Origin of the sequence: Herbidospora sp. NBRC 101105 (genome assembly GCF_030269205.1) — a bacterium.
Lineage (GTDB): Bacteria > Actinomycetota > Actinomycetes > Streptosporangiales > Streptosporangiaceae > Herbidospora > Herbidospora solisilvae.
Genome location: NZ_BSSX01000001.1, coordinates 1154776 through 1176794, shown reverse-complemented (window position 1 = coordinate 1176794; position 22019 = coordinate 1154776). Strand labels below are relative to the sequence as shown.

At 69.6% G+C, this 22019-nt stretch carries 16 protein-coding genes; 10 read left to right on the top strand and 6 right to left on the bottom strand.

What is annotated here, in order from left to right:
- Positions 1-22 precede the first annotated feature (22 nt).
- Together QSK34_RS05275 and fxsT are read left to right on the top strand one after the other, a co-directional pair.
- A complete protein-coding gene (locus QSK34_RS05275; protein WP_285580505.1) occupies positions 23-1255 on the top strand; it encodes a TIR-like protein FxsC in 1233 nt (410 codons plus the stop codon).
- Positions 1248-5144 carry an FxSxx-COOH system tetratricopeptide repeat protein gene (gene fxsT, locus QSK34_RS05270; RefSeq protein ID WP_285580502.1) on the top strand — a complete coding sequence of 1299 codons (3897 nt, stop codon included), beginning with the start codon at positions 1248-1250 and terminating at the stop codon, positions 5142-5144. Before QSK34_RS05275 ends, fxsT begins: the two co-directional genes overlap by 8 nt.
- Positions 5145-5158: 14 nt before the next feature.
- Here fxsT and QSK34_RS05265 read toward each other — a convergent pair whose 3' ends face one another.
- Together QSK34_RS05265 and QSK34_RS05260 are read right to left on the bottom strand one after the other, a co-directional pair.
- A complete protein-coding gene (locus QSK34_RS05265; protein WP_285582049.1) occupies positions 5159-6016 on the bottom strand; it encodes an alpha/beta fold hydrolase in 858 nt (285 codons plus the stop codon).
- Between the two features lie 381 nt (positions 6017-6397).
- Complete coding sequence (locus tag QSK34_RS05260) at positions 6398-7174, bottom strand: hypothetical protein (protein ID WP_285580500.1); 777 nt, start codon at positions 7172-7174, stop codon at positions 6398-6400.
- A gap of 112 nt (positions 7175-7286) precedes the next feature.
- Here QSK34_RS05260 and QSK34_RS05255 point away from each other — a divergent pair, with 112 nt between their 5' ends.
- Genes QSK34_RS05255 through QSK34_RS05245 form a run of 3 tightly spaced genes read left to right on the top strand, consistent with a single transcriptional unit; the run spans position 7287 to position 9713 of the window.
- On the top strand, positions 7287-8147 hold the full coding sequence (locus QSK34_RS05255) for a hypothetical protein (RefSeq protein WP_285580498.1): 861 nt from the start codon (positions 7287-7289) through the stop codon (positions 8145-8147).
- Between the two features lie 9 nt (positions 8148-8156).
- Positions 8157-8960, top strand: coding sequence for a DUF4397 domain-containing protein (locus QSK34_RS05250; protein ID WP_285580496.1), 804 nt, complete (start codon positions 8157-8159; stop codon positions 8958-8960).
- Positions 8961-8975: 15 nt separating this feature from the next.
- A complete protein-coding gene (locus tag QSK34_RS05245) occupies positions 8976-9713 on the top strand; it encodes a class F sortase (protein WP_285580494.1) in 738 nt (245 codons plus the stop codon).
- Here the strand turns inward: QSK34_RS05245 and QSK34_RS05240 are convergent.
- Positions 9611-11482: a WD40 repeat domain-containing serine/threonine protein kinase gene (locus tag QSK34_RS05240; protein WP_285580492.1), complete on the bottom strand. Its 1872-nt coding sequence runs from the start codon at positions 11480-11482 to the stop codon at positions 9611-9613. The two genes, QSK34_RS05245 and QSK34_RS05240, sit on opposite strands and share 103 nt — an antisense overlap.
- 46 nt (positions 11483-11528) lie before the next feature.
- Between QSK34_RS05240 and QSK34_RS05235 the strand changes: the two genes are divergently transcribed.
- Positions 11529-12353 carry a DUF4253 domain-containing protein gene (locus tag QSK34_RS05235; RefSeq protein ID WP_285580490.1) on the top strand — a complete coding sequence of 275 codons (825 nt, stop codon included), beginning with the start codon at positions 11529-11531 and terminating at the stop codon, positions 12351-12353.
- Between the two features lie 57 nt (positions 12354-12410).
- On the opposite strand, the gene QSK34_RS05230 is transcribed toward QSK34_RS05235, so the two are convergent.
- Entirely contained in the window at positions 12411-16703 is a 4293-nt protein-coding gene (locus tag QSK34_RS05230; protein WP_285580488.1) for a discoidin domain-containing protein, read from the bottom strand.
- 267 nt (positions 16704-16970) lie between these two features.
- Between QSK34_RS05230 and QSK34_RS05225 the strand changes: the two genes are divergently transcribed.
- A complete protein-coding gene (locus tag QSK34_RS05225) occupies positions 16971-17873 on the top strand; it encodes a hypothetical protein (protein ID WP_285580486.1) in 903 nt (300 codons plus the stop codon).
- A 58-nt stretch (positions 17874-17931) separates the two neighbouring features.
- On the opposite strand, the gene QSK34_RS05220 is transcribed toward QSK34_RS05225, so the two are convergent.
- Positions 17932-18522: an RNA polymerase sigma factor gene (locus QSK34_RS05220; RefSeq protein ID WP_285580484.1), complete on the bottom strand. Its 591-nt coding sequence runs from the start codon at positions 18520-18522 to the stop codon at positions 17932-17934.
- Between the two features lie 107 nt (positions 18523-18629).
- Here QSK34_RS05220 and QSK34_RS05215 point away from each other — a divergent pair, with 107 nt between their 5' ends.
- Genes QSK34_RS05215 through QSK34_RS05205 form a run of 3 tightly spaced genes read left to right on the top strand, consistent with a single transcriptional unit; the run spans position 18630 to position 21041 of the window.
- The gene (locus tag QSK34_RS05215; RefSeq protein ID WP_285580482.1) at positions 18630-19664 is read left to right on the top strand and encodes a class I SAM-dependent methyltransferase; all 1035 of its coding nucleotides are present in this window, start codon (positions 18630-18632) and stop codon (positions 19662-19664) included.
- Between the two features lies 1 nt (position 19665).
- The gene (locus QSK34_RS05210; protein WP_285580480.1) at positions 19666-20679 is read left to right on the top strand and encodes a Glu/Leu/Phe/Val dehydrogenase dimerization domain-containing protein; all 1014 of its coding nucleotides are present in this window, start codon (positions 19666-19668) and stop codon (positions 20677-20679) included.
- A complete protein-coding gene (locus QSK34_RS05205) occupies positions 20676-21041 on the top strand; it encodes an ArsR/SmtB family transcription factor (protein WP_285580478.1) in 366 nt (121 codons plus the stop codon). Before QSK34_RS05210 ends, QSK34_RS05205 begins: the two co-directional genes overlap by 4 nt.
- Here the strand turns inward: QSK34_RS05205 and QSK34_RS05200 are convergent.
- The gene (locus tag QSK34_RS05200) at positions 20983-22002 is read right to left on the bottom strand and encodes an NADH:flavin oxidoreductase/NADH oxidase (protein WP_285582047.1); all 1020 of its coding nucleotides are present in this window, start codon (positions 22000-22002) and stop codon (positions 20983-20985) included. The genes QSK34_RS05205 and QSK34_RS05200 overlap by 59 nt on opposite strands.
- Positions 22003-22019 lie beyond the last annotated feature (17 nt).

Here is a 22019-nt window from a genome sequence, read left to right as displayed (position 1 = left end):
GTGGGCAGGGGAAGGGAGGCGGATGATTCCACAGTCGGCTTCCCGGACACCTGGCCCCTACTTCTTTCTCAGCTATGCTCACACCCCGCCGAACGGTCTTGAACGGAAGACCAACCGCTGGGTCGCTAAGCTCTTCAACGATCTGTGTGATCACGTTCTAGAACTGACGAATCTCACCGACGCCTCGCAGGCCGGCTTCATGGACACCGGCTTGCTGTCAGGCCAGGTGTGGCAGAAACGGCTCGCCGAAGCGCTGGCGACCTGCCGAGTCTTCGTCCCGTTATATTCCCCGCGCTATTTCGTCAGTCAGAGCTGCGGCCGTGAATGGACGGCCTTCCTTCAGCGCGTCAACAACCAGGCCAGTCCCGATGGCCGTCGTCCTGAGGCGATCATCCCGGCACTGTGGACGCCCATGGAACCAGAGCGGCTCCCACAGGTCGCGCGCACCATCCAGTTCGCGCACGAGCAGCTCGGCACGCGTTACCGTGACGAAGGTTTCTACGGCCTGACAAAACTCAGCGCACGCCGGCATCACTACCAGATCGCCACCTGGGAACTCGCCAGGCGGATCGTCGAAGTCGGCCAGGGCACCTGGGTGAAACCGATCGACCCGCTCGAGTTCGGTACGCTTCCCAGCGCGTTCGAGGACTTCGAGGCGGAACGACCGTTGACCCTCACCGTGGTCGCCCCGGCCATCGGCCATCTTCCACCGGGACGTTCGGCCTATTACTACGGCAGGGTTCCGGAGGAATGGAATCCCTTCCGCAGTGAGGACAACTCCCGGTCGCTGTACTCCTATGCGGTCGAAATGGCCACGTCTCATGGATTCCGCCCGCAGTTGGGCCCACTGTCGGCCTACAGCGCCGAGAACCTCGCCACGAAACAACCGACGGGCCCAGAAGTGCTGATCATCGATCCCTGGGCCCTCAGAGAACCGTCGTGTTTGGAGTTGCTGGCGAGCTTCGACCGTGCGGAGATGCCCTGGGTAAGTGTGATCATCCCCTGGAACCTCCTCGACGAGGAGACCAGCTTTCACGAACCCGGCATGCGGGCGGTCATGGAAGCGACACTGAGCAGACGGCTGTCGGATCCGTACACCGAGTCGATCAACAGCTTCTCCGCCTTCGGACGGGCCTTTCCTCAGGCGCTGAGCCGGGCCGGCAACCAATTCCTGAAGAAGGCCACCCCCTATCCCCCTGAAGGTCAGCCGAGCAGGAAGCTCCGGCTCATGGAAACGGAGGGTCCCGATGGCTGACACAGAAGGACGCATCATCACGTTCTACTCGTACAAGGGCGGGACCGGCCGCACGATGGCACTGGCGAACACCGCCTGGCTGCTTGCGAGCAACGGCAACAGGGTGCTGGCGCTCGACTGGGATCTGGAGTCGCCCGGTCTTCACAAGTTCTTCCGTCCATTCCTCGACGAGGGTGTGATCACCTCCACCCCCGGGGTGATAGACATCATCAACAACTACGTGTGGGCGGCCATCCGCCCCCAGCAACGGCAGGCCGATTGGCACCTGGAGTACGCCCGGGTGCAGCCACACGCCGTCTCACTCGATTGGGAGTTCCCTCAGGAAGGAACTCTCGACTTCATCTCGGCCGGTCAGCAGAACCGCGACTACTCGTCTCTCGTGTCGACCTTCGACTGGGACAACCTTTACGACCGCCTCGGCGGTGGTCAGTTCTTCGATGCGCTACGCGCGGACATGAAGGCCAACTACGACTACACGCTGATCGACAGCCGGACGGGTCTGAGCGACATCGCCGACATCTGCACCATCCACCTTCCCGATGTTCTCGTCGACTGTTTCACCATGGCCGATCAGAGCATCGAAGGAGCGGCCAAGGTCGCCCACTACATCGACGAAAGGGTGCGCAGCCGCCCGATCCGCGTCCTGCCCGTACCGATGCGCATCGATGACGGGGAGAAGGAAAAACTCGACGCCGGCCGCCAGCTCGCCCGCAACCAGTTCGAGAACCTCCCCAAGGACATGTCCCCAGAGGAGCGCAATCGGTACTGGGGCGCGGTGGAGATCCCGTACAAGCGGTTCTACGCCTTCGAGGAGACCCTTGCCGCCTTCGGCGACACGCCAGGCTCTCCAACCTCGCTCCTGGCTGCCTATGAACGGCTCACCGATGCCATCAGCGAAGGCTCTGTCACGTCATTGGGCCCGATGGAGGAGTCGGCGCGCATCCGTGTACTCGACGCCTTCACCCGGCGGCGGCCCGCCGACCAGGCAGACATCCTGTTGAGCTACGTACCGGAAGATCGAATGTGGGCCGACTGGATCAGTTCGGTCCTGGAGCGGACGGGATGCCGCGTGGTACCCAGGTCGCTTCCGCAAACCATCCCCGAACTGCCACCCGACCCGCAGGCGCAGATGATGATCGTGCTATCGCCTGCGTACCTACGTGCGTGGACCGGCCTCGAGAGCACGACACGCCAGCCCGCCGACGCGCTGACACCTCGGCAGATCATTCCCCTGCGGGTCGCGGAAGTGCGTATGACCTCCGCGTTCGGCGATCAGCCCCCGGTCGACCTGATTCGGCTCAGCCCCGAACAGGCCACGGAATCGGTGATCCGCGCGGTCGGGCGCGATCCTCGCGACTTCCCTCTCGACCAACTGCAACTCGGCATCCGCTATCCGGGCTCCGTGCCGCCGATCTGGAACGTCGGCCCACGCAACAACACGTTCACCGGACGCAGTTCCGCCTTGGAGACCCTCCGCGACCAACTCGTCGGCGTGGGGCAGGGAGTGGTCCTGCCGCAACAGGCCACGGCCCTGCACGGCCTCGGAGGAGTCGGGAAGACGCAGGTCGCGCTCGAGTACGCGCACCGATTCCGAGCCGACTACGACCTTGTCTGGTGGGTCTCCGCGGAACAACCCGAGTTCATCAACTCCGCACTGGCTGAACTCGCCACCAAGCTGAACATCCGGTACGGCGAAAGTGTCGTCGCCGGCGCGGAGGCCGCCCGGGAGGCATTACGGGTCGGACAGATGCGCTGGCTCCTCATCTTCGACAACGCTCGCGATCCGGAGCAGCTTCAGGAATACCTGCCCGGTGGAACCGGCCACGTGGTCATCACCTCACGTAACCGGACATGGGCGGACGTGGCGGCCTCCCTGGAAGTGGACGTCTTCAGCGAGGAGGAGAGCCTGGAGCACTTCCTCCGGCGGGTGCCGACCCTCGAGCGTTCCGAGGCTCTGCAGGTGGCCCTGGACCTCGGCCATCTTCCTCTCGCGATCGAGCAGGCCGCAGCGTGGCTGGCGGAGACGGGGGTGTCGGCCTCGACCTACCTCGATCAGCTGCGGACGCAGAGCCAGCAGCTGCTGTCCACCGACCCTCCACGTGGTTATCCGGTGCCGGTGGCGATGACCTGGAACATCTCCCTCGCCCAGCTCAAGGAGCGCTCGCCGGCAGCGGTCCGGCTCCTTCAGCTGTGCGCGTTCTTCTCTCCCGAGCCCATCTCTCAGGAACTCATCTACAGCGATGAGATGGCACGTTCGCTGCTCCCCTACGACGAGAGTCTCCGCGGCGAAAAGGTCATGCTCGGCCGTCTCATCCGCGAGGTGACCCGTTTCGCACTCGCGAAGGTCGACCCCGCGACGAACACCATCCAGCTGCACCGGCTCGTGCAAACGGTGATCCGGGGCCAGATGACCACGGAAGAGCGGGAGGCCACTTCCCACGAGGTGCACCACATCCTGGTCGCGGCGCGCCCGCGAAGGGGAGACGTGGACGACCCGACGAACTGGCCCCGGTATGACCTCATCTGGCCTCATCTTCTGTCGTCGGAGGCGGAGAACTGCACCGAGGAGGAGACCCGGACACTGCTCATCGACCGTGTGCGCTACCACTGGCGACGTGGCGAGTACACCAACGGGCTCTCCCTGGGCCAGCGGCTGGCCGATTACTGGGAGCAGAAGTTCGGCCAGATCGAGCGTCAGCGACTGGCTCTGCTCTTCAACGTGAGTCACTGTCTGCGCAATCTCGGCCGCATCAAGGAAGCCCGCGACCTCAACGAATGGGTGTTCCAGCAGCAGGAGAACCTTCTGGGCTACGACCATCCCCACACATTGATGACGCGCATCGGCATGGCTGCGGACTACCGGAGCTCGGGCGACTTCACCCGGGCCCTTGCGCTGGACAAGGAGACCTACGAGCTTTGGAAGGACCTGTACGGCGAGGACAACACGTGGACCCTCAAATGCGCCAACAACCTCGCCGTCTGCTACCGCCTCGTAGGCGACAGCTTCAGCGCTCGTGATTTGGACGAGGCCACTTACGACCGGACCAGGCAGGTGCTCGGTCGCCTGCATCCCGACACCCTCCTCTCCGCCCAGAATCTCGGCCGCGATCTGCGCGAAGCCGGTTACTTCAGGGAGTCCGTGGATTGGCTGACCAACACGATCGGCCACTACCGCGAGGTGTTCGACGACGATTACGTCGAACTGCTGCGCGCCGAAAAGAGCCTTTCCGTCTCCCTGCGCAAGGCGGGTGACCTTCAGGACGCCTTCGTGTTGATGGAGCGTGTGGCCGAGTCGTTCAATCAGCTCTATCCGAGTTCTCCGGAAACACCCGCCACCGCGTTGGAGCTGGCATCATGCCGATCGGCCCTCAACGACAAGGAGGGGGCTCGCGAGCTGGCCGAGAAATCGCGGCACGCCTACAGCGAGCAGATGGGTGCAGCCCATCCTTACACGCAGGTCGCTTCCAACAATCTGGCGATCTATGTCTCTGCGCTCGGCGAACGCCAGCGAGCGTTGGAACTTGCCGAGCGAACACTGGAACGTTTCCGCAACGATCTGGGCCAGACGCATCCGTTCACGCTGTCCTGCATGATCAATCTCGCCAACATCCTGTCGGAACTGAGCGACCACGCGCGCGCCGAGAAGATCCTCAGGGAAGCCCGCGACGGGTTGATCAAGACACTCGGTGGCCGTCACCCCGACACCCTGGTCGCACAGGCCAATCTGGCGATCACGCTTCTGGAACTGGGACGCACGACACACGCCGGCGAAATGCAGGCCTCCACTCTGGACGTGATGATCGAGAAACTGGGTGACAACCATCCGTCGGTTCTCGCGCTGAAGAATTGGCGACGCATCGATCGGGAACTCGAACCACAACCCACCTGATCTTCCGCGATTCGCTACTCTCGCGTCAGCCATATCAGGACCTCCGGCAGGACATGGAGTGCCCCGAAGTGGGCCGCCCCAGGTTCGATGCGGAGCGTGGCTCCCGGAATGCGGCGTCCCAGCCACCGGGCGTGACTGACCGGGGAGAACACGTCGTCCTCGCCGTGCCAGAGCAAGGTGGGCACCCGTATGGCGGCCGGATCGAACGTCCAGTCCGAACAGAACGCGAGCACGTCGTCGACCCATCCGTCGCTGGAGTCTCGCAGCCCTTCCGCGAAATTGCGCAGAAGCATACGCCGAATGCCGATGTCCGAGACGGTTCTCCTGTCGGACTCCGGGACCTCCATTGTCAGCCCATGGATTTTGCTGGCCGGATCAGCTCGGATCTGGTCCGCCGCGGCGCCGAGGCTGGCCACGACCGCAGACAGCCCGACCTGGGCCACGGTGAACTCACGAATGTTCGAATCCGTCATTCCCTCGAACCAATCGAGTCCGTCGGCGCCCCGGGGCGCCAGTCCGACGAGAGCCGCCGCCCGTACCACGCGATCGGGCAGCAACGCGGCGCACGCAAGAGCGTGCGGCGCCCCTCCTGAGCGGCCCACGACAGCGAAACGAGCAATGCCGAGCCGGTCGGCGATGATCGCCGTGTCGTGGGCCGCGCTGGCGATCGTCCGGCCACGGTCACGGTCGGAACCGCCGTATCCAGGACGGTCGAAGGTGATCAAGCGGATGCCGAGTCGATAGAGCACGGAAGGGCGAGGAGCAGGGCCGACGCGACTACCTGGCGTGCCGTGGAGAAGAAACACCGGACGTCCGTCCGGATCCCCCTTCTCGTCAACCGCGAGTCTCCTGCCGCCAGATGTGACGACCATCAACGTCAAGTTCCCTCCCCCGTTTCCGGCCGCCGCGGAGTCCCCACTCCACTGCGCTCGACACTTCCTCAGGACGAACATGCGAGAAAGGGGCGGCGAGCAGCCCCGAATATCAAGGTGAATCAGTCGGCTTCCACGGATCAGGATCAGCGAGCTGGGCAATATGGGCATCACGGCTACCAGCCGAACGCATTCTTTACCTGAACTCAATCACCCCCCACAGACACAGGCGAGGTCACGTTGCAAATGTTGACATTGCCGCGGACCTGCGACTCGTTCAACCGTCACTTCCGGCCACGGCCTTTCATGTGCTCGTTTACATGCTCCAGCTCATCATTGGCGGTGTTATAGAGGATGATGTCCCCCTGCGATCGCCAGCTCTCACGGCCTTTCCCGTCGCGTCAAGATTTCCGGTGCGGACGCCTCCTCCCACACCCAGTCGAACTGCCGCACCCAGTACCGATACCAGCGCTCATTACGCCCCGCCACCAACTCCAGATGCATGCGCGACAACGTCGACGGATTATGAAACCCGTGAAACTCGACGATCACACGCCCGTGCGACGTGTCCGGGTCGACCAGCACCAGCGAGAACCCGGGATTGTACGGAAACAGCCGATAGGCGAACGCCCCCTCGGTCCCCCACCCCGCGATCAGTCTCAGCCGTTCGAGCGTCGAGGCGAGCGACTGCGGCAGCCGCTGGATGGGAAACTCCAGGGAGTCGTCGAGCTGCCGTGAGGCGATGGCGATCGCCCCGGTCTCGGCGGGGTCGAGCACCACCACGCGGACCGATCCGCCCCGCCGGTTCAGAACGGTCTTGCGCAGCAGTTCGCAGGTCTGCGGCGACAGCAGGTTGACCGCCGATGGCGCGAAGACCCGGACATCCCGGGCGTCGCGCAGGAGCGGGGCCAGCGGGGCCTCTTCGAAGACGGTCCGGTCGTGCAGCAGTTCGACGGGAGGGGGCGAGGCGGGCACCAGGGTCAACCGGTAGATCAGCAGGCCGACGCCGGACAGTAGGACCGCCCACCGCAGGTTCTCGTTCAGCTCGTCGCTGACCAGCGACAATATCGCGAACGAGAACACCACCAGGCTGAGGGCATACGTGTCGAGGTGGTTGCGGGCCTTGAGGTCGCCGACCAGGCGACGCCACCACGTCACGACCCTTCATATGCCCGTTTATGGAGCTAAATCCACCCGCTAGAGTCTTGCCACTGCGCGTGTTCCCGTGATGACGTGAGCGTATAAGGGACGAGCTCTAATTGGGGGTCTGGTGCTGTTCGGCCTGCCTCCGGGGCGGCAGTTGCGTGCCGCCGGAGGCCTGGCGCTCGCGGCGGCGGGGCTGCTGGTCGCGGGGGCCTTCGTGAACTCGCGGGCCGTGCAGCAGGTCGCGGCGCCGACGGAGCAGGTGCCCCAGATCGACGCGGCGGCGCGCGACCGCGAGCAGGCCGCCGCCTGGGTGGCGCGGCAGGTCAGCGGCATCATCGGGTGTGACGCGCCGGTCTGCGCGCTGCTCGCCGGGCAGCGGGTGGCGCCGTCGCGGCTGCTGCCGCTGCGTGGTCAGGAGGAGGTCCTGAACGCCGACGTCGTGGTGGTCACGCCCGCGTTGCTGGACTTCTTCGGGGCGGGGCTGGAGCCGGTCACCGCCCCCGATCCGCTCGCCACCGTCGGGGACATCAGGATCGTCCAGGTCACGCCGCAGGGAGTCGGCGCGTTCGCGAAGGCGCTGGAGCGTGACAGGCGTGAGCGGCGGGAGGCCGGGCGCGAGCTGCTGGCCAATCCCCGGCTCGCGGCGACGCCGGCCGCCACGCGGCAGCTCGCCGGAGGTGAGGTGGACGCGCGGATCCTGGTGTCGCTGGCGGCGCTGGCGGCCTCGCACCGGCTCTATGTCCGCCAGTTCGGGGACGGCGGCGAGGACCCCCGGAAGGTGCCGTACCGGACGGTCGAGATCTCCTCGGTCGACGGGGCCGAGCCGACCGAGGCGTCGGTTTCCGGGATCGTCAGGTTTCTTGAGGCACAAGAGTCACGATTTCATCCCATTGAGGCGAAGATCGCTCGACCGGTCGACGCAGTGTCAACAATCCTGCGCATACGGTACGCAGCGCCGAGCCCCACCGGCTCGTTGTCCTCATAACGGAGCACGATGAAACTCCCGCGGTTACTCACCGGCGCCCTCCTGCTGATCTTCCTCGCCGCGCCCGCGCACGCGGCGCCGCAGGTCGGGCACGTCCGGCTCGCGCACCTGTCCCCCGACACCCCGGCGGTCGACGTCTACCTCTATCCGTTCGGCGGTGACCGGCCGAAACTCGTGCTGGACGCGGTGCCCTACGGCGGGGTGTCGCCCTACCAGAACCTGGGCGCGGGGCAGTACACGGTCGCGATGCGGCCCGCCGGCGCCTCGGCGGACACGCCGCCGGTGTTGTCGGCGAACGTGCGGGTCGAGGGCGGGCATGCCTACACGGTGGCGGGGATGGGGCCGTACAAGAGCATTCGGCTGCAGGTTCTCAACGACACCATGGAACTTCCCGACGGGAAGGCGGGGCTGCGCGTCATCGCCGCGTCTCTCAAGGAGCGGGTGGTGACGGTGTCCGCCGGGGATCTGGAGGAGGATCTGCGCTTCGCCGACACGCCCGAGTACACCGAGGTCGACGCGGCCATGCAGAAGATCACCGCCGCCGCGGGCGACGAGACCGCCAGCGCCGACGTGCGGCTCGCGCCAGGGTCGACCAACACGGTCGTGGTGCTCGACGGCGACCGGGGGCTGCAACTTCTCCCGCTGACCGACGCGGCGGCGCCCGGGGTGACGCCGAAGGGCGCCGTCGACACCGGCATGGGCGGGCTCGCCGACTCCGGCCCCCCGGTCTGGCTGCTCGCGCTCGCGGGCGCGCTGGTCCTCGCCGTTCCGGTTCTGCTACGGCTCCGCACCCACTTGGGCGCGACGACGTGATCTGCTGAGCGTCACATGAGACGACTGGCGATGCCGGTCGCGGTGCTGCTGGCGGCCGGATGCACGGCGGCCGGCTCGGACATGCCCGCGGTCTCCCCCACGGTGCTCGCCGCGACCGCACAGGCCGGGACGCTCGATCCGGAGGCCGCCGAGGCGGCGGGATGGGGGCCGGTGGAGAACCAGGTCGCGAAGGTCCGGCCGCAGCGGCGGCACGCCGAGCCCGTCGAGGTGGTCATCCCGGCGATCGGGGTGCGGTCGCGGCTGGAGCGGCTGACGCTCGACGCCCACGGCGTCCTGGTCGCGCCGGAGAGGGCGGAGGTCGCCGGGTGGTACGCCGCCGGTGTGCGCCCCGGCGATCCCGGCCCGGCCGTCATCGCGGGCCATCTCGACTCGCTGACCGGGCCGGGGGTGTTCGCCGGACTCGGTGACCTGGAGCCCGGCCACCGGATCCTCGTCACCCTCAAGGACGGGCGGACCGTGAGGTTCCGGGTGGAGGAGGTGCGTACCCACGCGAAGAAGGACTTCCCCACCCGTGAGGTCTACGGGGCCTCCCCCGACGCCCGGCTGCGCCTCATCACCTGCGGCGGCGCGTTCGATCCCGGCGAGGGCCACTACGACGGCAACGTCATCGTCTTCGCCACGCTGGAGCGTCACAACCTCCAGGTGCGGACCGTTCCGTCGCGCCCGCCGGACACCACGACGGGCACGCCCTCGACGACGGCCACCGCGACCGACGTCACCCAGCCCCGGTGACCGGTCAGCGGAGGTCCGACGGGGGTGCCGCTGATCAGGTCCCAGACGCGGACGGTGCCGTCCCAGGAGCCCGAGACGACCACGGGATGCCCGTCGAGCTCGGTCGTCGCGAGGGCGCTGACGCGGTCGGTGTGGCCCCGGTAGGGGGTGCCCAGGGGCGTGCCGGACTGGAGGTCGAACACCCGCAGGGTGTTGTCGGGGGCGGCGGTCACCACGACGGGACGGGCGCCGGCCGACGAGACGGCCAGCAGCTCCCCCGGCAGGGGGAACGGGGTGATGACGGGTTCGCCGGAGTGGAGGTCCCAGACCTCGGCCGTGCCGTCGAGACCGGCCGTCACGGCGACGTCGCGGCCCTCGACGATGGTGAACGCCACCGCCGTCGCGCCGCCGCCGAGCCTGAGCAGGGCCTCGCCCGACGACAGGTCGGTCACCCGCACGGAGTCGGGGCCCGCGGTCACCACGGCGGTGCGGTCGTCGAGCCGGGTCACGCCGAGCGCCAGCACGTCGCCGGTCTCCGCTTCGAAGCCGATCTTGCGGCCCGACCGCAGGCCGGACAGCCACAACCCGGCGCCGTAGCCGCCGCAGACCACGACGTCGCCGTCGACGGCGACCGACGAGATGCTCAGCGCGTTCACGCGGCGCGGCCCGCCGATCGCGGCGCCGGTCACCGCGTCGGAGACGCGCACCGTCCCGTCGCGGCCCGCCGACACGGCCACCGGACGCCCGCCGAGGGCCCCGGCGGCCACCGACAGCACCTCTCCCCGGTGGCCGGTGAAGGGTGTGCCCACCGGCTGCCCGAACGCGGCGTCGACCGGGCGGCTCATCGGGGAGACCGTGACGACGGGTGGCGGCGGCGGATCGGCCGGGAGGACCACGACGGCCGTGGCCAGCGAGGCGGCGATCAGGCCCAGCGAACCGCCGATCAGGGCCCAGCGGCGGCGGGCGGAGCGCTCGTGGGCCTGGTGGCCCTCGTCGCGGGCGTGCACGAGCGTCACGAGCAGGTCGGCGGCCGTGGGGCGGTCGGCCGGGTCCTTGGCCAGGGCGGCCGCCAGGGCGCCGCGCAGCCGCGAGGGCACGAACGACAGGTCGGGTTCGCGGGTGACGATGCGGTTCATCACCGCCGGGATGCTGTCGTTGCCGAACGCCGGTTTGCCCGTCGCGGCGAACGTCATCGTCACGCCCCACGAGAAGACGTCGGAGGCGGGGCCGGGACGGCGGCCCGCGAGCTGCTCCGGCGACATGTAGGCGGGGGTGCCCTGCACGCGGCTGGCCTCGGTGCCGGCGGCGTCCACGACCTGGGCGATGCCGAAGTCGATGACGCGGGGGCCGTCGGCGCCGAGCAGGATGTTGGCCGGTTTGAAGTCGCGGTGGACGATGCCCGCTCGGTGGATCGCCGCCAGCGCCGCGGCGGTGCCGACGGCCAGCCGGTCGAGGGAGCCCGCGTCGCGGGGGCCCTCGCGCCTCACCAGGGACTCCAGCGACTCGCCGTCGACGTACTCGCTGACGATGAAGGGCCGCTCGCCGGTCACGTCGGCGTCGATGACGCGGGCGGTGCAGAACTGGGCCACCCTGCGGGCGGCGGCGACCTCGTTGTGGAAGTCGCGCCTGCCGAAGACGCGGGCGTGCAGGACCTTGACGGCGACCGGCTCGCCCTTGGCGGTGTGGCCGTGGAAGACGGTGCCCTGGCCGCCCTCGCCGATCAGGCCGGTCAGGGTGTAGCCCCCGACCTGCCGCGGGTCGCCCGGCCGCAGAGGTCGGGGAACCGGCATGACCACACGATAACCGCACGAACAACGCGTGAACTATTCTTTCGCCGTGCCGGTTAGAAAGGGGCTGCTGCCGCCCGAGCTCCGCGAGCTGTTCGCCGACGACGGCGTGCGGCGCGAGCTCACCGTGGAGTTGCCTCCCGGCGTGACCGTGTGGCCCGACCCGACGTTCGAACGCGGGCGCCCGCACCGGCGGCCGGCGTTCTGGCTGAGCGACGAACCCGTGTCCGGCGAACTGTGGTCACGCTTACGGGCCGAACACCCCGCCTCGGGGTTGTGGCCGCTGCTGCTGGAGGAGTCGGTCCAGCCGTGGTCGGTCGGGCAGATCGCCCCCGACGACGCCGACCGCATCGACCTGTTCCACGCCCAGGCGTTCATGGACGAGGTGTGGGCCGACTGGGTCGAGACGGCCTCCCACGACCAGATCGGCAACCTGGAGCCCTTCGGGCCGGTCTCCCCCGGTTTGGCCGAGCCCGGCGTCCCGGTCGCCCACCCCGACGTGGTCGCCGACTGGTACGCCCGCGAGCTGGCCCGCAACGGCACCCCGCTGGGCCTGGTGGCGGCCGACCGCGGCGCCGACGCGCTGGCCGTCATGGGCTGGCAGGGGGCGGTCAACCACAACGAGTGGGCGGTGCCCATGGCGGCGGTCGTGCGCTCGTGGGAGGAGCGGTTCGGCGCGCGGGTGGTCGGGGTGGGCTTCAACACCCTGGAGCTGAGCGTGGCCGCGCCGCCGACGACCTCGCTGCACGCCGTCCACGTGGCCGCCGAGCACTGGACGTTCTGCCCCGACACCATCGTCCAGGGTCCGGGCACGCTGGAGGACTACGCGGAGCTGATCAAGGGACGCAACGCCTGGTCGTTCTGGTGGGACTAGAAAAGGCGCTGCCGCCGGAGGTTGGCCTTCCGGCGGCAGCGCCCGCTCAGCGGGGGACTAGTTGATGTTGAGGGTGAACGTCGAGGTCGTGTTCTTGATGTTCTGGAAGTTGTTGCTGAAGGTCAGGTTGTTGAAGGTCGCCGAGCCGACCGCCGGGCCCTGACCCTGTTCCGGCATCTCGTTGACCCAGATGCCGAAGCCCGACTTGGCGTCGAAGGCGTCGCCGCTCTTCTGGGCGCCCGAGATCGAGACGTTGTTGAAGATCGTGTCGGTGTGGGGGTACTCGGCGGCGCCGTTGTACTTGGTCTGGAACATGATTCCCGAGTACGTCGGGTCGACGATGTCCACGTTGTTGATCCGGATGCCCTGGAACTCCTTGGAGGCCGAGAACATCCAGATGCCCGGGAAGGTCTGCGCGCCCCAGAAGTGGCCGCCCGACCGGATGATCGAGATGTTCTCCAGGGTGGTCGGCTGGGTGCCGAAGCCCTTGAACTGGTAGCCGAAGTCGAGCGAGGAGACCGTGATGCCCGAGTAGCAGAGCGTGTCGGCGATGTAGATGTTCCGGAACGTGTTGTTCTGGCCGCCGTAGACCGCCAGGCCCGCCGCACGCCACGGGGTGGTCACCGAGAGGTTCTCCCAGAGGTTGCCCGTGTTGTCGCCCTGGACGATGTCGATCGCGTTGAACAGGGCGAAGGCGTCGTCACCCGTGGAGCGGGCGTCGATGTTCCTGACGGTGTTGTTCTTGCTGTTGTTCGTCAGGTTGAGGCCGTCGGCGTACATGTTGCGGACGCGGCTGTTGGTCAGCAGCAGGTTGCTGACGTTGGTGCCCCACACCATGACCATCTGGTGCTCGATCCACATGTTGTCGATCGAGATGTTGCTCACGCCGGTCAGGTTCCAGACCTTGCCGGGGCCGTCGTTGCGCGAGGTGTAGTTGCCGAACACCGCGAAGCCGCTGAAGGAGGCGCCGTTGGCCGACGACTGGACGTCGAAGCCGATGTCGGTGTTCTCCTGGCTGGTCGGGGCGTAGAACCTGGTGTACCAGGGACCGGCGCCGACGACCTTGATGGGCTTGCCGTAGACGTTGAACTTGCTCTGCACCGAGTAGTCGCCGGCGGGCAGGTAGACGCCCTCCCAGCCGCTCTCCATGCGGGCCTTGTCGAGCGCGGCGGTGACGGCCGACTGGGTGAAGCCGGTCGGCACGACGTACTTCGCCGGGTCGGGGTTGGCGATCGGGGCGACCTGCTCGGTGTTGATGAAGTCGATCGCGTAGTTGGTCGCGTTGGCCGCGTCCTTCTGCAGCTTGATCTTCGTGCCGGCCGGGAACGAGCCGTCGAGGAAGATGTTGGCCTCGTCGTAGATGTGGCGCGGGCCGCCGGAGCCGGGCGAGTTGTTGGGGCTCGCCTCGTTGCCGTACTGCCACATGTACTTGGACGTCAGGTTGATCGACTTGTGGAAGGCGCCGTTGACGTAGACGTTGAGTTCCTCGTTGATGCCGCCGCCGCCCGCGGCGTCGGGGATCGAGAAGCGGGTGACCAGGGTGTTGGTCTGGGCCCGGGTGGTGAACTCGACGAAGGCGCCGGTGGTGTTGAGGGTGACGGCGCGGCGGCCGCTGGCCTCACCTCCCAGGTCGCCGATGGTGCGGTTCGGGCCGACGATTCCGGCGCCGCCGCCGCGGACGGCGTCCTCGGCCTCCAGGTGGTCGTACGGCATGTTGGCGCCGCGGCCCACGAACAGGCCGTTGTTGGTGGTGTTGTTGGCCTGCTTGACCGGCAGCTCGTTGGCGTCGTTGGCGAGCACGACGCGGACCGTGAAGCGGCCGTTGGCGGCCGTCCAGGTGCCGAGGCTCACCGGCGAGGTGGTCGCGCCGGCGGCGATGACGCCGCTGTACGACCCGGTCAGGGTGCGGACCACGGTGCCCTGGTCGTTCAGGACGGTCAGGGTGATGCCGTGGGCGCCGCCCGCCGAGGCGACGGTGCCCTGGTTCCTGATGCCGACGCTGAAGGTGACGGTCTGGCCGCCTGAGGGGTTGGTCGGGGTCCAGGCCACCGGCGAGGCGACCAGGTCGGAGCTGTCGACCGGGCGGACCACGAGGGCCGTGGTGTTGACGAAGGCGTTGTTGCCGTCGTTCTGCTCGATGATCGTGTTGTTCTCGTCGACCTTGGCGTTCACCGAGTAGGAGGCGGCGTCACGCGGGCCGATGTTGCTCGTCACGGTGGTCTGCGCGCCCGCCGCGAGGGCCGGGACGCTCACCGTGGCGACGCGCGTGGTGTCGAGGTAGAGGTTGACCGACGAGGCCGGGGCGCCGGCGTTGCCGTTGTTGCGGACGACCGCCGACAGCGTGATGGAGTCGGTCTCGACCGGGGAGGCGGGCGACCAGGTGGCCGAGGTGACGACCAGGTCGGGGTTGGGGGCCGGGGTGCCGAACACCTGGAACTCGGCGATCTGGCCCGCCGGGGCGCCGGTGTTGCTGGTGATGCGGAGCTGCACGTCGGCCGTGGTCGCGCTCACCGGGATGGTGACGGTGTTCTGCGAGGTCGGGTTGAAGGTGTAGTTGGCCGCCGACACCAGGTTGGTGTAGGTGGTGGCCGACTGCTCGCGGCCCAGGACCTGGATGTTCTGGGTGCGGGCGCCCCACGCCGACGACGGGTTGAGCTTCAGCACGACCGAGGTGACGTTGGCGTTGGCGCCGAGCTTGACGGTCAGGGTGCTCGGCCAGCTGCCCGACGCGCCCTCCCAGTAGGTGTCCAGGTTGTTGTCGTTGGCGTTGGCCGCGACGAACGTGTGGACGTGGCCCGACTCGACCATCTCCTTGCCGGTGGCGAGGTTGGTGCCGGGCTGGCTGGTGCCGGTGCGGGTGACCGAGTTGCTGTCGCCGGAGACGTTGCCGGCGGCGTCGCGGGCCCGGACCAGGTAGGTCACCGTGGCGGTGGCCGGCTGGGTGTCGGTGAAGACGAGCGTGGTGCCGGAGACGCTGCCCGCGGCCGAGCCGTTGCGGATGATGTCGTAGCCGGTGACGCCGACGTTGTCGGTCGAAGCCGTCCAGGTGAGCCGGATCTGGTTGGAGCCGGGCTCGGTGTAGGCGAGGTTGCCCGGGGTGGTGGGCGCCTGGGTGTCACCACCCGACTGGCCCTGGCGGGTGACCGAGTTGGAGTTGCCCGAGACGTTGCTCGCGGCGTCCTTCGCGCGGACGAAGTAGGTCACCGTGGCGGTGGCCGGCTGGTTGTCGGTGTACGTCAGCACGTTGCCCGCGACGCTGGCGATGAGCTGGCCGCCCCGGTAGACGTCGTAGCCGGTGACGCCGACGTTGTCGGTGGAGGCGTTCCACGCGAGCCGGATCTGGGTGCCGCCGGGCTCGGTGTAGGTCAGGTTGCCCGGGGCGCTGGGCGCCTGGGTGTCGACCGGGCCGCTGGGGCCGTACACCTCGAACTCGGAGATCTGCCCGGCCGCCCAGCCCGTGTTGGCGGTGATGTTCAGCCGCACGTAGCGGGTGGTCGCGGCGGAGGTGAAGTTGATGGTCACCGTGTTGCCGGTGGCCGGGTTGAAGGTGTACCCGGCGGAGGGCACCAGCGTGGAGAAGCTGGAGCCGTTGGCGCTGCCCTGGATCTCCAGGGTCTGGGTGCGGGTCTGCCAGGCGGTGGCCGGGGGCAGCTTCAGCACGACCCGGTTGACCGCGACCGAGGCGCCGAGGTCGACCTGGAGCCACTCGGGGAAGACGTTGTTGTTGCTCTCCCAGTAGGTGCTCGCGTTGCCGTCGTTGGCGTTGGGCGCGACGTAGCTCTGCGAGACGCTGCTGGCGGTCATCGTGCGACCCGAGGCGAGGTTGCCCGAGGAGCTCGTGACGCCGTAGACCTCAAGGGCGGAGAGCTGCGCGGCGGCCCAGCCGGTGTTCGCGGTGATGTTCACGCGGACGTACCGGGTGTTGGTGGCGCCGAAGTTCAGGGTGACGGTGTTGGCGTTGCCGGGGGCGAAGTTCTGCCCGGCCGAGCCGACGATCGTCGACCAGCCGCTGTTGTCGAGGCTGCCCTGGACCGAGAGGGTCTGGGTGCGGGCGCCCCATCCGGCGGGGAGCTTCAGGACGACCTGGTCGACGTTCTGGGCGCTGCCCAGGTCGACCTGGACCCACTGCGGGAAGGTGCTGCCGGCGCTCTCCCAGTAGGTCTCCTGGTTGCCGTCGGCGACGTTGGATGAGGGGTAGGGGGAGTTCGTGCTGCTCGCGGCGGTGGCCTTCCCGGCCGCGAGGTTGGGCCCGCCGGCCGCGGAGACCGGCTGCAGCGGCCCCACGGTCACGACGAGAACTGCCGCGACAAATGCCGCCAGCAGCCGTAACGGTCCGTGCTTTCTCGTCATCGCCTTCTTCTATCTCTCGGCATGGCACTACAGGGGTCGGGGGGTACAGGAGCACGGACGCTGTGCATCCCTGAAGTTGCGAGGAAAAGATAGGAATCAAACATCACCTTGCAAGATTCTTGCGCAGTGATGGCTGAATGTTACAAGTGTGCTAAGAGGGCGTCAACGGTCAGAAAACCCTGCCCTGATGAGGCGTTTCGAGCCGGCCCACTGGATCTTCAGTAACCCACAAGTCGCCCACAAGGCGACCTGAGCATCGTGGGACCCGTGACGACGGTGAGGGTGAACTGGCGGTTCTCCGCCGACGGCCGGTACGCCGCCTGCCTGGCGGCCGACGGGGGCGGCGTGCACCGCCCGGAGGTGTGGGACTTCACCGGTCCCGACCCGCTGGTGCGCCCGCTGGCCTCGGCCTGCGACGCCACCACCCAGATCAGCCCGCTCGACGGCGAGCGGGCGCTGCTGTGCCGCAACGACGACGGCCGCCACCGGATCTCGCTGGTCACCCAGTCGGCCGAGACGACGATCACGGCCGGGCGGGGGCCGTGGATGCACCTTTCCGGCGATCTGGTGATCGGCGGTGCGGTCTGCCGCGTCACCGCCCACGGGCTGGAGCGGCTGGCCGACCTGCCGCCGGGCGCGACCGGGCCCGGGGTCGTGCTCGCGCCCCGGCTGGTCGGGCTGACCCGGCCGGAGGCGCCGGGACCGGTGGTGCTCGACCTCTCCGACGGGAGCTGGGAGCTGATGCCCGGCGCCGTCACCGGTGCCCGGGTGCTCCCCGGCGGGCTCGTCGGGATGCCGCCCGGCGGCCCGCCGGGGTTCCGGTGGCGCGGCCGTCCGGTGCTGGGCGGCCTGGCCGAGCGGGTCGCCGCGATCGGCGGCGACGGCGCGCGGGTCGTGCTGCGGGTGGAGCGGGGGTCCCGCTCGCGGCTGGTCGTCTTCACGCCGTCGACCGGCGAGGTGGCCGAGCCCGCGATCCCCGACGGCGTGCTCGGCTCGGTGGCCGCCTTCGACGGAGGGGTGCTGCGGGTGCCGTTCAGCTCCCCCGCCGCGCCCGGGTCGGTGCTCTCGGTGGGGCCCGGCGGCGTGCGCCTCGACCCGCCGGCCCGCTCCGCGGTGATCGACCCGGCCGCCTACCGGACGTGGCGGGGCGCCGCCGCGGTGGCCCGGTGATCCGCCGCCCGCGGAAGGAGGTGGTCGCCAGGACGCAGGGAGCGCCTTTCTGAGATCTTCACCGGACGGGGCACAGGCGAGTCCTGTGCCCCGCCTCCGACTCTTCGTGACGGCTTTCGGCCGGTCCGAATCGCAGGTGGGCGAGCAGCTCCGCGAGCCGCCTCTGGGCCCGGAAGGTGCGGCTCTTGACCGTGCCGACCGGCACGCCCAGCGCCGCCCCGATCTCGGCCTGCGTCATGTCCTCGAAGTAGGCCATCCGCAGCACCTGCGCCTCCTGCGGGGTCAGCCGGGCCAGCGCCCGCGACACCTGCACCGAGGTCCACTGGTGGTCAAGGGAGGGCGGCGGCACCGACAGGCGGCCGGCGACCGCGTCGAGGTCGGTCGCCCCCGCGTTGCGCCGCGCCCTGCGGTGGACGTCGACGGCGGCGCGGCGGGTGATGGTGAACAACCAGGGTTCCAGCTCGCGGTCGGGGTCGTAGGTGGCGGCCTTCTGCCAGATCTTCACCAGGGCCTCCTGTACGGCGTCCGCCGCGAGTTCGGCGTCGCCGAGCATCCCGTAGGCGGCGGCGAACATGGGCCGCGAGTAGCGGCCGGCGATGTCGGCGAAGGCCTCCTCGTCTCCCCGCTGGAAGCGCGTTTCGAGTTTCATGCCACCACCGTGCGGGAGGCCTCTGTCACGGGCCCTTCGCGGCGCTGTCACGGGGAACCGATGACGGTGAAGGGCGCGTAATGGCCGGTGACCGAAGGGAATTCGACATGGACACGACCGTCGCCGGTTTCGCCGACCGGCTCTTCCGCGCCGCGCTCGGGATGACCGACGTGCTGGCGATCCACCTGGGCGACCGCCTCGGGTGGTACGACGCGTTGACGCGGGGACCGGCCACCCCGGCCGAACTGGTGGAGCGGGCGGGTGGCGACGAACGCTACGCCCGCGAGTGGCTGGAGCAGCAGGCCGTGGCCGGCGTCCTGGCCGTCGGCGGCGACGGCCGGTTCGTGCTGCCGCCGGCCGCCGCCGAGGTGCTGACCGACCGGAGCAGCCTCAACTACCTGGCCCCGCTGGCCCGCATGCTGGCCGGGGCCTCCGTCCAGCTCCCGGCGCTGCTCGACGCCTACCGCGAGGGCGGCGGCGTCGGCTGGGACGACTACGGCCCCGACGTCCGCGAGTCGCAGGCCGACATGAACCGCCCGTGGTTCGAGCACGCGCTGCCGGGCGCCGTCGCCAAGATCGCCGACCTGCACGCGGCGCTGGCCGTGCCGGGCGCGCGGGTGCTCGACGTCGGCTGCGGCGCCGGGTGGTCGACGATCGCGCTGGCCCGCGCCTACCCGGAGGCGACCGTTGAGGGCGTCGACATCGACCCGCCGTCGATCGCGCTGGCCGAGGCCAACGCCGACGTGCCCAACGTGAGCTTCCGCGCCGCCGACGCCGCCACCCTGCCCGAGGCGGCCTACGACGCGGTGTTCGCGTTCGAGTGCGTGCACGACATGCCCCGCCCGGTCGACACCCTGGCGGCCGTGCGCCGCGCGGTGCGCCCCGGCGGCCAGGTGATCGTCATGGACGAGGCCGTCGCCGACGCCTTCCACCCGGACGGCGACGACGTCGAGCGCCTCATGTACGGCTTCAGCCTGCTCATCTGCCTCCCCGACGGCCGCGCCCACACGCCGTCGGCCGCGACCGGCACCGTCATGCGCCCCGGCACCCTGCGGGCCTACGCCCGCGAGGCCGGGTTCACCGACGTCGAGACCCTGCCGATCGGCGACTTCGGCTTCTGGCGCTTCTACCGGCTGGTGTGACGTGAGAACCGACTTCGAGCAGGTCGTCACCCGCCACGACCCGGTCACCGGGCTGGACGCCGTGATCGCCGTACACGACACCACCAGGGGCCCCGCCATCGGCGGGGTCCGGGTCCTCCCCTACCGCGACCGCGCCGCCGCCCTCGACGACGCGATGCGGCTGGCCCGCGCGATGACCCGCAAGACCGCCGCCGCCGGGCTGCGCCTGGGCGGCGGCAAGAGCGTCGTCATCGCCGAGGCCGCCACCCCGGAGCTGATGCGCGCGCACGGCCGGTTCATCCGGTCGCTGGAGGGCCGCTACATCCCCGGCATCGACGTCGGCACCGGCGCGGCCGAGATGCGCCAGATCGCCGCCGAGGCGACGGTCGTCACCTGCCAGGAGGGCGACCCGTCGTGGCTGACGGCGCTCGGCGCCTTCTGCGGCATCGAGGCCGCGGTCGCCCACGTGCACGGCACCTCCCTCGCGGGCCGCACGGTGGTCGTCCAGGGGGTGGGGCACGTCGGCCACCATCTGGCCAGGATGCTCGTGAAGGCGGGCGCGAAGGTGCTGGTCAGCGATGTCGCCCCGGGACGGGCCGACGCCCTGGCGGGCGAGATCGGGGCCACCGCGATCGACCCGGTGACCGCCCTGGCCCGGGAGTGCGACGTGCTGGCGCCCTGCGCGCTCGGCGAGGTGGTGGACGACGCCACCGTCGACGGGCTGCGCTGCGGGATCGTCGCCGGACCGGCCAACAACGTGCTGGCCCACGACGACCTGGCCGGCGTGCTGGCCGGACGGGGGGTGACGTTCGTGCCCGACTTCATCATGAGCGCGGGCGGCATCACCTTCCTCGACGAGCAGCTCGCGGGCGGCGACGAGGAGTCGGCGATCCCGAGGGTGCGGGCGATCGGCCCCCGGGTGGCGGGCCTGCTGGCCGACGCGGCGGTGCGGGGCGTGACCCCGCTGGAGGCGGCCGAGGACCTGGCCGCCGCCAACCTGAAGTCCGACGTTCATCGGACTACCATCGAGGCATGACGGCGAGAGTCCTGGAGCATCCCCCGGCCGAGGAGATCCGGCTCGAAGAGGTGCTGCACGCGCTGGCCGATCCGGCGCGGCTGGAGATCGTGCGCTTCCTGGCCGCGGCGGGCGGCGAGGTGCCGTGCTCGGCGATCGACCTGGCCGTCAGCAAGTCGACCACCACCCACCACTACCGGGTGCTGCGCGAGGCCGGGGTGATCTCCCAGGTCTACCGCGGCACCTCCAAGCTCAACGGCCTGCGCCGCGCCGACCTCGACCGGCTCTTCCCCGGCCTGCTCGACAGCGTGGTCAACGCCCTGCTCAGCGACGGGAGGGGGCGGCGCGCCGATACTGGGCCGGCCACTCCCCCGACGCCCTGACCGGCCAGTAGGGGTCGCGCAGCAGCTCGCGGCCGAGGAACACCGCGTCGGCCTGTCCGGTGGCCACGATCTCCTCGGCCTGCTCCGGCTCGGTGATCAGGCCGACCGCCGCCACCGGCACCCCCGCCTCGGCCCTGACCTGGCGCGCGAAGGGCACCTGGTAGCCCGGACCGAGCGGGATCCGCTGCGTGGAGGCGTTGCCGCCGCTCGACACGTCGATCAGGTCGACCCCCCGGGCGGCCAGTTCGGCGGCGAGCATCACGGTCTGGCCGGGCGTCCAGGCCGGCTCGCCCTCGGGCAGCCAGTCGGTGGCCGACACCCGGAAGAACAGCGGGAGCTCCTGCGGCCAGACCGCGCGCACCGCGTCGACGACCTCCAGGCCGAAGCGGGCCCGGTTCTCGAACGTGCCGCCGTAGGCGTCGGTGCGGTGGTTGCTGTGCGGGGACAGGAACTCGTGGATGAGGTAGCCGTGCGCCCCGTGGATTTCGACCACCCGGAACCCGGCCCGCAGCGCCCGCTCGGCCGCCGTGGCGAACGCCTCGACGAGCTTGCCGATCTCCGCGGCGGTCAGTTCGTCCGGTACGGGGTGCGCCTCCGAGAACGGGATCGGGCTCGGCGCGACCGGGGTCCAGCCGTGGTCGGCCCGTCCGACCGGGCCGCCGCCGAGCCAGGGCCGGTCGGTCGACGCCTTGCGCCCGGCGTGGGCGAGCTGGATGCCGGGGATCACGCCCTGGGCGTGCACGAACCGGGCGATGCGCTCCCAGGCCGCCTCCTGCGCGTCGTTCCACAGGCCGGTGTCGGCCGGGCTGATGCGGCCCTCGGGTGAGACGGCGGTCGCCTCGGCCATGACGAGCCCGGCGCCCCCGACGGCGCGGGCGGCCAGATGGGCGAGATGCCAGTCATGGGGGACCCCGGTGTCCGGCCCGTCGACGGCGGCCGAATACTGGCACATGGGCGACATCCAGACCCTGTTGGGGA

Bases quoted from the DNA above. Each gene is read 5' to 3' on its own strand.
- QSK34_RS05220 (WP_285580484.1), bottom strand. From the start codon at position 18,522: ATGAAACTCGAAACGCGCTTCCAGCGGGGAGACGAGGAGGCCTTCGCC.
- QSK34_RS05200 (WP_285582047.1), bottom strand. From the start codon at position 22,002: ATGTCGCCCATGTGCCAGTATTCGGCCGCCGTCGACGGGCCGGACACC.
- QSK34_RS05245 (WP_285580494.1), top strand. From the start codon at position 8,976: ATGAGACGACTGGCGATGCCGGTCGCGGTGCTGCTGGCGGCCGGATGC.
- QSK34_RS05265 (WP_285582049.1), bottom strand. From the start codon at position 6,016: ATGGTCGTCACATCTGGCGGCAGGAGACTCGCGGTTGACGAGAAGGGG.
- QSK34_RS05215 (WP_285580482.1), top strand. From the start codon at position 18,630: ATGGACACGACCGTCGCCGGTTTCGCCGACCGGCTCTTCCGCGCCGCG.
- fxsT (WP_285580502.1), top strand. From the start codon at position 1,248: ATGGCTGACACAGAAGGACGCATCATCACGTTCTACTCGTACAAGGGC.
- QSK34_RS05240 (WP_285580492.1), bottom strand. From the start codon at position 11,482: ATGCCGGTTCCCCGACCTCTGCGGCCGGGCGACCCGCGGCAGGTCGGG.
- QSK34_RS05275 (WP_285580505.1), top strand. From the start codon at position 23: ATGATTCCACAGTCGGCTTCCCGGACACCTGGCCCCTACTTCTTTCTC.
- QSK34_RS05205 (WP_285580478.1), top strand. From the start codon at position 20,676: ATGACGGCGAGAGTCCTGGAGCATCCCCCGGCCGAGGAGATCCGGCTC.
- QSK34_RS05230 (WP_285580488.1), bottom strand. From the start codon at position 16,703: ATGACGAGAAAGCACGGACCGTTACGGCTGCTGGCGGCATTTGTCGCG.
- QSK34_RS05250 (WP_285580496.1), top strand. From the start codon at position 8,157: ATGAAACTCCCGCGGTTACTCACCGGCGCCCTCCTGCTGATCTTCCTC.